We start from the raw sequence: 1,834 nt of genomic DNA on the forward strand, positions 1-1,834 counted from the left end.
TTGTTAGCACTGTCAAGGGTTGAGTGCTAATATTTTTGTTATTTTTTTGCAAACCTTAAATGAAAAACTAACTTCCACCTTTAGTCTGTTTTGCTCTACATTAGGAACTGGGGGTGGAAGTTAGTCTTGCAATCGTTTATTCTATAAGAAATACCAGGGCTCCTCCCTGGTCATATCCTCCAACTACCGGAAATGGGATATTTTTATTGTATAGGAGGATTCATTTATGTCTACTAAAGCTACTGGAAACAAAAAACACCTTACCCTTGCTGATCGTGCTGCCATTGAACATGGTATCAGCCGTGGGGAAAATTTCACGCAGATTGCCTGCAGAATCAACAAGGATTCTTCTACCATTTCCAAGGAGATTCGGCGTCACCTTTTCCGGGTTCCTCATTTTCAAAACGAAACCCAGCGGAAGCGCTCAGAATGCGAGCATTTTCAGAACTGTGTAAAGCAGCATATCTGCGGGAATCAGACTTGTAATTCCTTATGCTGGAAATGCCGCCCTAAGCGCTGTTCCATGTATTGTCCTGACTTTACTCCCAGACTCTGCGAAAAGTTAAAAAAGCCCCCCTACGTGTGTAATGACTGCCCTCAAATACGCAACTGTTCCCACGACTTCTATTTCTACAGGGCCAATTATGCCAACGATATTTACAGTGAAACAAAATCTTCTTCACGGTCTGGGATTAACCAGACTCCTGAGTCCCTGGAACAGCTGGACCGTCTGGTTTCCCCTCTGCTTCTGCAGGGACAGCCTTTGTCCCATATCTTTGCTTCTAATCAGGAATCCGTCCCTTGTTCTATAAGGACCCTCTACAACTATATAGACCAGGGATACTTCACTGCAATCAACCTCGACCTTCCCCGGAAGGTCCGCTACAAAAAACGTCGGCAGGTCCGCAGAGAACCTGACAACACTGGATATAGAAAAGACAGATCCTATCAGGATTTTGAGAGATATCTGGAAAAGTTTCCAGATACAAATGTGGTGGAATTAGATGTGGTGGAAGGTGCCGGGGGAAAATCAGAACAAGTACTGTTGACCATGCTTTTCCGTAATTGTAGCCTTATGCTTATTTTTCTTATGGAGGCTGACAGGAAGGACAACGTACAAGATGTGTTTCAGCGAATATATACCCATCTGGGAGCAGAGCTATATCGAAAACTCTTTCCGGTCATTCTTACAGACAATGGTGCCTCATTCAAAGATCCAGCTATTTTTGAACGGCCTGAAGGTGAACTTCTATCCCGTGTCTTTTACTGCGATCCCATGGCTTCCTGGCAGAAGGGACGTCTGGAAAAAAATCATGAATTCATCCGTTATATTATCCCCAAAGGTACGACATTCGCAGGCTTGGACCAGGAGCAGGTAACTCTGATCACCAACCACATCAATAGCGTAGCAAGAGCCAGTTTAAACGGCTGCACCCCGTTTGAACTGGCTCTGCTGCTGATAGACAGAAAACTGCTGGACCTCTGCCAGCTGGAAAGGATTCCCGCCAACCAGGTGATCCTTAAGCCATCACTCTTGAAAAAGTAACTGCAAGATCCATTTCCGGTGCTGGTTTCATAATCAGGCCGGTGGAAGTTAATTTTTCAAAAGTACTTTCAGTGGTCCCAAAATCATGCCCATCTTCCAGAAAAAGCTTTGTTTTCTGCCCTTATTATATGTTAATTTTTACGAATAATCCAGAACTATATGGATGTTAGTCCTGCAAAAAGGTCTTATTTTACCTGTGCCAATGTATGGTGGAAGTTACTTTTTCATTCAACCTATTTTTTTGCAAACCCTTTAAAATCAATGGTTTGCAGTATCTTATTTCTTTTG

The 1,834-nt window shown here is 43.2% G+C and carries 1 protein-coding gene; it reads left to right on the plus strand.

Going from position 1 to position 1,834, the window contains the following annotated elements; genetic code table 11:
• The first annotated feature begins 226 nt into the window (after positions 1-226).
• The gene (locus RDS42_RS14640; protein ID WP_009243531.1) at positions 227-1,546 is read left to right on the plus strand and encodes an IS30 family transposase; all 1,320 of its coding nucleotides are present in this window, start codon (positions 227-229) and stop codon (positions 1,544-1,546) included.
• Positions 1,547-1,834 lie beyond the last annotated feature (288 nt).

This window comes from uncultured Blautia sp., assembly GCF_902497045.1.
Lineage (GTDB): Bacteria > Bacillota > Clostridia > Lachnospirales > Lachnospiraceae > Blautia_A.

Excerpts from the sequence above, each read along its gene's own strand:
- RDS42_RS14640 (WP_009243531.1), top strand. The coding sequence starts at position 227 with ATGTCTACTAAAGCTACTGGAAACAAAAAACACCTTACCCTTGCTGAT.